The sequence below is a fragment of the Cryobacterium sp. 10I1 genome, assembly GCF_035019805.1.
Taxonomy (GTDB): Bacteria; Actinomycetota; Actinomycetes; order Actinomycetales; family Microbacteriaceae; genus Cryobacterium; species Cryobacterium glucosi.
The window spans coordinates 1-8,074 of record NZ_JASJVF010000154.1; the positions used below are offsets into that span (position 1 = coordinate 1).

The window sequence follows — 8,074 nt, forward strand, 5'->3', positions numbered from 1 at the left end:
TGGTGGCCGGCCCCCTCGAAGCGGTGAACGTCGGCGTCGGGCAGTCGGTCGAGGAGATCGTCGAGATACCGGTCGCTGAAGATCGGATCGGTGGGACCCCAGAGCAGCAGGGCCGGCACCTCGAGGCCGCGAAGGCCAGAGGCGATGCGGTCGAGTTCCGGCGTGCTGACGGATCCGGGACCGACCGGGATGTCGGCGACGAACGCGCCGATCCCGCCCCGGCGGGCCGCTCCCCGGTACGGCGCCCGGTAGGCGCGTTTGACGGCGGCGGACAGCGGCGGATGCGCGAGCGCGAGCGTCGTGTCGAGGAACGCGGGCGTCGTGACGGTCGCGGTGCCGAGCACGCCGCCCTGGAGTGCCAGCCGCAGGGGCGCCGGGATCGCGGCGTCCTCCGGCTGGTGCACGGCGGTATTGAGCAGCAGCACGCCCGCGAGCAGGTCCGGGTGGTCGATCGCCCAGCCGAGCGAGACGACTCCGCCCCAGTCGTGGCCGAAGGTGACGACCGGGCCGGTGAGTCCCAGCGGTTCCGCGCCGAGCGCGTCCGTGAGGTCGCCCAGGTCTGCGACCCGGCGGGCGAGCGGGCGCACCGTCCCGGTGCGCTCGGAGAAGCCCATCTCGAGCTGGTCGACGGCGATCACGCGCCAGGCCTCTTCGCCGCGCGTGGCGGCATCCGTCGCCTGCGTCACGAGCGACCGCCACAGGTACGACCAGGTCGGGTTCCCGTGCACGCACAGCACCGTGCCGACCGGGGTGATGCCGCGGGACGCGAGCACGGGCCCGTTGTCGAGCAGGTGCCAGGTGCGGATGCCGGCGCCCGGCTCCCCTGCCTCGACCAGCCTCGAGAACGCGGGGTCGAGTCCCGGCAGCCCCTCGGGCGGCAGGGACGCCGGCGCGGGCGTCGCAGCGGCGCGCGGCAGGCGGTACTGGTGCTGTTGCCGGGGGTGGGTCATGGTGCGGCCGGTCACCAGGCCAGTTCCATCATGGCGGTGTTGAGGCCGGAGCCGACCCCCATGAGCAGCACCCGGTCGCCGCGACGCAGGGTCTTGGCCTCTTCGGCCAGGGTGATCGGGATCGACGCCGGCCCGACGTTGCCGAACAGCGGGTAGGTGAGGGGCACCCTCGCCCGGTCGAGCCCGGTGGCCTTCACGATCGCGTTGGTGTGCACGTCAGAGACCTGGTGCAGGATGTAGCGGTCCATGCTCGACCAGTTCCAGTCGCGCTTCGCCTCCGTCCAGGCCGACACGACCAGTTCCATGCCGCCCTTGAGCAACGCCTTGGCGTCGGTGAACATGCCGTCGACGCTGCCGATGCAGAGCCCGTTGAACTGGGTAGCGGCGCGGGTGACGCCGCCGAGCATGCGATGGCCTTCCGGATGGCGGTCTGCACGTCCGAGGACGGCCGCGGCCGCCCCTGACCCGAGGGTCAGGCTCGCGAATTCGCGCATGAAGTCCTTGCGGCCGATGTCGGGCCGCCCGAGCCGGTCGATCGTGTTGGACTGGATTTCGTCGGCGTCTTCGCCGTCGATCACCACGGCGTAGTTGACCTGGCCGGAGTCGATCAGCTGCGCGGCGAGGGTCATCCCGTTCACGAACCCGAGGCACGCGTTCGCGATGTCGAAGTTGGTGGCGGACGACGGCAGGCCGAGGCCGTGGTGGATGCGCACGGCGACGGAGGGCTCGAGGTGCTTGCGGGTGACCGAGGTGTTGATCAGGAGACCGACCTGGCCCGGCTCGACGCCCGCGTCGCGCAGGGCACGCTTGCCCGCTGACACGGCCGCGTCGTCGAAGGCGAGGTCGCTGCCCCAGTTGCGGCGTTCGTAGACGCCGGCGACGCGCTGGAGCAGGCCGCTCGGGAGACGCAGGCGTTTCAGGGCCGGCTGCAGTCGACGGTCGATCTCGATCGAGGTAGTGACGATCGGTGCGAGGGTGCTCGCGACCGCCAAGAGCGCGACGTTTGTGTGCGACGTCGTTGCGTTTCCGTCCAAGTGCTGTTCCCCTGTCGAATTGTGGCGCCGCTGGCACGCCACGGTCCCCGGTATTATCCCCCACTCAACTGATCGTTCCTCGTATGCAGGCTGTGTGCCGCTCCCCCCTGACCGCCCACCCCGTCCGCGAGAGCGGAGTTTTGGCCCTTAACATCGTGGTTTAAGGGCCAAATCTCCGCTCTCGCGGTTCGGGTGAGCGCGCGGGGCGAGGCGGGGCGGTCAGATGATGCCGGCGGAGAGGGTGCTCGGGTTGCCGAAGCGGTGCGCCGTGATCGAGATCGCCTGCTCACGGAGGAACGGCAACAACTCGACCCTGCCTGCCTGGGTGACCGGGTGGGCGTAGACGGCCACGTCGGGGCTGCCGCGGAGGGCGTGCGCGAGCTGGGCCGCCGCATCCGTCGCCCCGGTCAGCGGGTCGCCGCCGATCAGCCGAACCCGGCTCGTCGTGATGCCGCCGGCTGCGGCGCGGGCGAGCCATTCGGCGTCGCTCTCGACCGTGACCGGGATCTCACGCTCGGCGAGCGCGCCCCGCACGATCGGCGGCATCGGCAGCGCGCTCGACACCGTGAAACGCGACTTCGAGAGGGTCGCGGCGATGAGCACCCGCAGCAGGTTCGACAGGGTGCCGTCCTCGGCGAGGCGCACCGTGACGGGCAACGTCCGGTAGCGGAACAGGTTGCGTTCGACGCCGAGCGCGGAGACGTCCCTGACCGCCGCGAACTCCTCGCGCCAGGCGAGCGCGTCGCTGAGGGCCGAGCGGCGCAGTACGTCGAAGTCGGCATAGTCGAGCACGGGCTGCGACCCCTCGATGAGCTGCGTGACGCTCGGTTCGAGGCCGCGCAGGTGCAGGGTCGAACTGTTCCTGCCCGGGTTGGTCACCCAGCTGCCGAGGCCGTAGAGATAGTTCGGGCCGCCGGCCTTCGTGCCTGCTCCCACCGACGAGCGCTTCCAGCCGCCGAACGGCTGGCGCTGCACGATCGCGCCCGTGATCCCCCGGTTGACGTACAGGTTGCCCGCCTCGATCGTCTCGAGCCAGGTCGCGAGTTCCTCGGGATCGAGCGAGTGCAGTCCGGAGGTGAGCCCGTAGTCGACCGCGTTCTGAAAGCGGATGGCTTCCTCGAGTGTGCGCGCATGCATCACTCCCAGCACGGGCCCGAAGAACTCGGTGAGGTGGAAGTAGGAACCGGGAGCGACTCCCGTGCGGATGCCCGGCGACCACAGCGCGCCGTCCTCGCCCTGCTGTTTCGGTTCGACGAGCCAGCTCTCGCCGACGCCGAGTTCGGTGAGGGCGTGCAGGAGCTTGCCGTTGGCAGGTTCGATGAGCGGGCCCATCTGGGTGACCGGGTCGGAGGGTCGTCCGACCCGCAGGCTCGTCGCGGCATCGACGAGCTGGCCGAGGAAACGCTCGGACCTGGCGACGGAACCGACGAGGATGACGAGGCTCGCTGCGGAACACTTCTGTCCGGCGTGCCCGAACGCGCTCTTGACGACGTCGGCGGCGGCGAGGTCGAGGTCGGCGGACGGGGTCACAATGATCGCGTTCTTGCCGCTCGTCTCTGCGAGCAGCGGCAGGTCCTCGCGGAAGCTCCGGAACAGCTGCGCGGTTTCGTATGCTCCGGTGAGGATGACCCGGTCGACCGCGGGGTGCCCGATCAGCCGGGTGCCGAGCTCCCGGTCGGCGAGGTCGACGAGCGCGAGGAGGTCGCGGGGCACTCCGGCCTCCCAGAGCGCCTCGACCATGACCGCTCCGGAGCGCTGGGCGAGCTTCGCGGGCTTCACGATGACGCCGGAGCCTGCCGCGAGTGCGGCGAGCACCCCGCCGGCGGAGATCGCGACGGGGAAGTTCCACGGCGGGGTCACGACGGTGAGGCGTGGGGGCACGAAGATGGCGCCCTGCACGGCGTCGAGCGCCCGGGCGCTCTCGGCGTAGTAGTGCGCGAAGTCGATGGCCTCGCTCACCTCGGGGTCGCCCTCTGCGATGGTCTTGCCGGTCTCTGCGGCCATCACCTCGATCAGGCGGTCGCGGTTCGCGGCGAGCGCGAGGCCGGCGCGGTGCAGGATCGCGGCCCGCTCCCCGCCGGGGCGCTGGCCCCATTCGTTGCCGCTCGCGGCGACGGTGTCGATGATGGCGTCGAGCTGTTCCTCTGTATCGACGCGGGCGGCGAGGATCGTGTCGATGCCGAGGCGTGACCCCTCGACCTGGGCGAGGATCCGGCGCCCCCACGCGCGGTTCGCCGGAAGCGAGGGGTCGGTGTCCGGCTCGTTGTGGAAACGGCGGATGCCGGCGGCCACGTCGCCCGCGCCCGCGTGGGTCAGGACCGCGGCCGTGTCGCTGAGCGAGCCGCGGGTGAAGCCGAGCACGGCATTGGTGAGGCCGAGGTCATCGTCGGTGTGCTGCGCCGCTTCGGCCGCAGACTCTGTCGCCTCGAGCTGGGTGACCGCAGAACGGTCCTGGCTTCGGTTCGGCGCTGGCACGAAGGCCTCGGGGCCGACCGATGATTCGAGTGCCCGGAGTGAGGCGAGGAAGCGCTCCTTCTCGCGTTCGAAGAGCGGGGGTGAGGTCGTGAGTTCGAACACGGCGGACATGAAGTTGTCCTGGCTCGCGTTCTCCTCGAGGCGGCGGATCAGGTAGCTGATCGCCACGTCGAACTCGGCCGGGTTGACGACGGGCGTGTAGAGCAGCAGCCTGCCGACGTCCCGGCTCACGGCCTCTGCCTGGCTCGTCGCCATGCCCAGCAGCATCTCGAACTCGACCCGGTCGTCGACGCCGCGCCGCTTGGCGAGGAGGTGGGCCCACGCCACGTCGAAGAGGTTGTGCCCGGCGACGCCGATGCGGACGGCATCCGTGTTCTGCGGGGTCAGCGCCCAGTTGAGCACCCGCTTGTAGTTCGTGTCCGCGTCCTGCTTGGTGCCGTAGGTCGCGAGCGGCCAGTCGTGCACGATCGCGTCGACGTGTTCCATGGCGAGGTTGGCGCCCTTGACGACGCGCACCTTGATCGGGGCTCCCCCGGCCGCGCGCCGGTTCTGCGCCCAGTGGGTCAGGCCCTGGAGGGCGCCGAGCGCGTCGGGCAGGTACGCCTGCAGCACAATGCCGGCCTCGAGGCCGAGCAGGCGGGGCTGGTCCAGGATGCGTTCGAAGACCGCGATCGTGAGGTCGAGGTCGCGGTACTCCTCCATGTCGAGGTTGATGAACTTCGGCACAGCGGATGCCGCGGCGAGCTCGTAGAGCGGGGTCAGCCTCTCGACGACCCGGGTCACGGCCTCGTCGAACGACCACATCGAGAGCTGGCTCGCGATCGAAGACACCTTGATCGAGACGTAGTCGACGTCGGGGCGGGCGAGCAGTTCCCTCGTGCCCTCGAGCCTGCGGAGGGCTTCCTTCTCTCCGAGCACGGCCTCGCCGAGCAGGTTGATGTTGAGCCGGTTGCCGGATTCGCGCAGGCTCGCGATCGCGGGACCGAGCTTGTCCGGCGTCGCGTCGACGACGAGGTGGCCGACCATCTGTCGCAGCACCTTGCGGGCGGCCGGGATGACGACCCACGGCAGCACGGGGCCGAGCACGCCGCCGAGGCCGATGGCGCCGCGCAGGTACCCTGGCAGGAAGCCGGGGGCCTTCTTCGCGACGGCCTGCAGGTTGTAGCCGGCGACCATGAGGTCCTGGGGGCGCATGACGCCGTCGACGAAGCCGACCGTGAAGTCGAGGCCGTTCGGGTCCTTGAGCACGCCGGCGAGGCGTTCCGCGGAGACGTCCGCCGGAATGGCGGTGCTCTCCGCGAGCCACTTCCTGACGAGCGTGACAACCTCCGCGCTCTGGGCCTGGTGCACGACGGACGGTGAGTTGCTCATGGTCACGAGGGTAGTCTTTCGCTCGCGCAACGGCCGGGAGCCGTTCCGGGGGGACGGAATCTGAGTCCAGTGTCGCGGGAACTTCCGATAAGTAAAAGCGACCGTTTGTGCAGAGTAGTGGTTAGGATTTGTGTGCAATGGAGCCGAGCGGAAGGTGCACGGGATGCTGGACGTCCGGAGGTTGCGCCTGCTGCGTGAACTGAAGATCCGCGGGACCCTCGCCGGGGTCGCCGAGGCGCTCTCGTACAGCCCGTCCGCGGTCTCCCAGCAACTCGCCCTGCTCGAGAAGGAGGCGGGCGTCGAGCTCCTGCACAAGGTGGGTCGCCGCGTGCAGCTCACCGCGCAGGCCGAGATCCTCGTCGACCACACCACCCACCTGCTCGAACGGCTCGAGATCGCCGAGGCCGAGATGATGGCTTCGCTCACGACCGTCTCGGGCACCGTGCGGGTGGCGGTCTTCCAGTCCGCGTCCCACGCCGTGATCCCCCGGGCGTTGACCCTCCTGGCCGCCGAATTCCCCCAGCTGCGTGTCGAGGTGACCGAGCGCGAGCCGGAGCGCGGCCTGTTCGAAGTGAGTGCCAGGGACTTCGACCTCGTCCTCGCCGAGCAGTACCCGGGGCACGGGCGTGCCCACAGGGCGGACCTCGACAGGGTCAACCTGGCGACGGATGCGCTGCGACTCGCGCTGCCGTCCGCGAGCGCGAGCGCTGATCTCGCAGGCCTGGCGCGGATGCCGTGGGTCATGGAACCGGAAGGAACCGTCTCCCGGTCGTGGGCGAGCCAGCTCTGCCGCGAAGCCGGGTTCGAACCCGATGTCCGGTTCGAGACCGCGGACCTGATCGCGCACATCCGCCTGATCGAATCGGGGAACGCCGTCGGTATCCTGCCCGACCTGGTCTGGGCCGGCGCCGAACCCACGGTGCGCCTCGTCGACCTGCCCGGCCACCCGCGCCGCACCCTCTTCTCGGCGGCACGCCGCTCGAGCACGAAGCGGCCGGGCGTCGTCGCCGTGCGCGACGCGCTCGCCCGCGCGGTCACGCCGTGACGACGGTCGCGCCTTCACCTGGCTGGGATCCGCGACGTCCGCGACCATCGACGGCTCCACGATGACCCTCACGGACCAGGGCGGGAAAGAGATCGGCACCCTCGAACGCCAGCCGACGAGCAGCCCGACCTGATCGGCGACGCCAGCGAGGAGCGGCGACCGCGGTGAGCGGCGCTGGCGACCGCGCCGCCCCGGCCGACACATTGATCGTTCGCCCTTCTCAATCGCATCACCGTCAGTTGTTTTACTTCTGTACCCGCCTCGCCTAGCGTGAATCCACATGAAGACTTTCACCCTGCCCGGCACCGATATCGTCGCTCCGAACGTCATCCTCGGCCTGATGCGCATCCAGGAGAAGAGCGACGACGAGGTCCGCGAACTCGTGCGCACCGCCCGCGACGCCGGGATCGACTTCCTCGACCACGCCGACATCTACGGCTCCGAACTGCACGGCTGCGAACGCCGCTTCGGGGAGGCGCTGCAGCTCACCCCCTCCCAGCGTGACGAGATCACGATCCAGACCAAGACGGGAATCGTCGGGGACGGGCCGTACTTCGATTTCTCCTACGAGCACATCATCGAATCCGTCGAGGGGTCCCTCGCAGCCCTGCGGACCGACCACATCGACATCCTGCTGCTGCACCGCCCCGACGCCCTCGTCGAACCCGAGGAGGTCGCCCGCGCGTTCGACGAACTCGAAGCCACGGGCAAGGTCCGGGCATTCGGCGTCTCGAACCACACACCGCGCCAGATCGACCTGCTCCGGAAGCACGTGCGCCAGCCGATCGTCGTCAACCAGCTGCAGCTCTCGCTCACGCATGCGCCGATCATCGCGCAGGGGGTCGCCGCGAACATGAGCGGGCAGGAGCAGGCCGTGACCCGCGACGGGGGCGGAATCGTCGATTACTGCCGCCTGAACGACATCACCATCCAGACATGGTCGCCGTTCCAGGCCGGCTTCTTCACGGGGGTCTTCCTCGGCTCTCCCGAGTACCCCGAACTCAACGCCGTCATCGACAGGCTCTCCGCCCACTACGGCGTCCCGCCGATCGCCATCGCGACCGCCTGGATCCTCCGCCACCCCGCCAGGATGCAGGTCGTTCTCGGCACCACCACCCCCGGACGCGTCACCGGGGCGGCCCAGGGATCCGATGTGACCCTCACCAGGGCCGAGTGGTACGAGCTGTTCCGCGCCGCCG

5 protein-coding genes are annotated in these 8,074 nt (G+C 70.0%); 2 read left to right on the forward strand and 3 right to left on the reverse strand.

Annotated elements, in window-relative coordinates; all coding sequences use genetic code 11:
• The 3 genes from QN345_RS12880 to QN345_RS12890 all read right to left on the reverse strand — a co-directional run.
• Window positions 1-950 (reverse strand): alpha/beta fold hydrolase (locus QN345_RS12880; RefSeq protein WP_323508720.1); only part of this gene is annotated, 950 nt, incomplete at its 3' end.
• Between the two features lie 11 nt (window positions 951-961).
• Window positions 962-1,984: a 3-oxoacyl-ACP synthase III gene (locus QN345_RS12885; RefSeq protein WP_323504633.1), complete on the reverse strand. Its 1,023-nt coding sequence runs from the start codon at window positions 1,982-1,984 to the stop codon at window positions 962-964.
• Between the two features lie 219 nt (window positions 1,985-2,203).
• Entirely contained in the window at window positions 2,204-5,830 is a 3,627-nt protein-coding gene (locus QN345_RS12890; RefSeq protein ID WP_322188886.1) for a bifunctional proline dehydrogenase/L-glutamate gamma-semialdehyde dehydrogenase, read from the reverse strand.
• Window positions 5,831-5,993: 163 nt separating this feature from the next.
• Here QN345_RS12890 and QN345_RS12895 point away from each other — a divergent pair, with 163 nt between their 5' ends.
• The gene (locus QN345_RS12895; RefSeq protein WP_134449181.1) at window positions 5,994-6,875 is read left to right on the forward strand and encodes a LysR family transcriptional regulator; all 882 of its coding nucleotides are present in this window, start codon (window positions 5,994-5,996) and stop codon (window positions 6,873-6,875) included.
• Window positions 6,876-7,155: 280 nt separating this feature from the next.
• Window positions 7,156-8,074: aldo/keto reductase (locus QN345_RS12900; protein ID WP_323508719.1), on the forward strand; the 919-nt coding region annotated here is incomplete at its 3' end.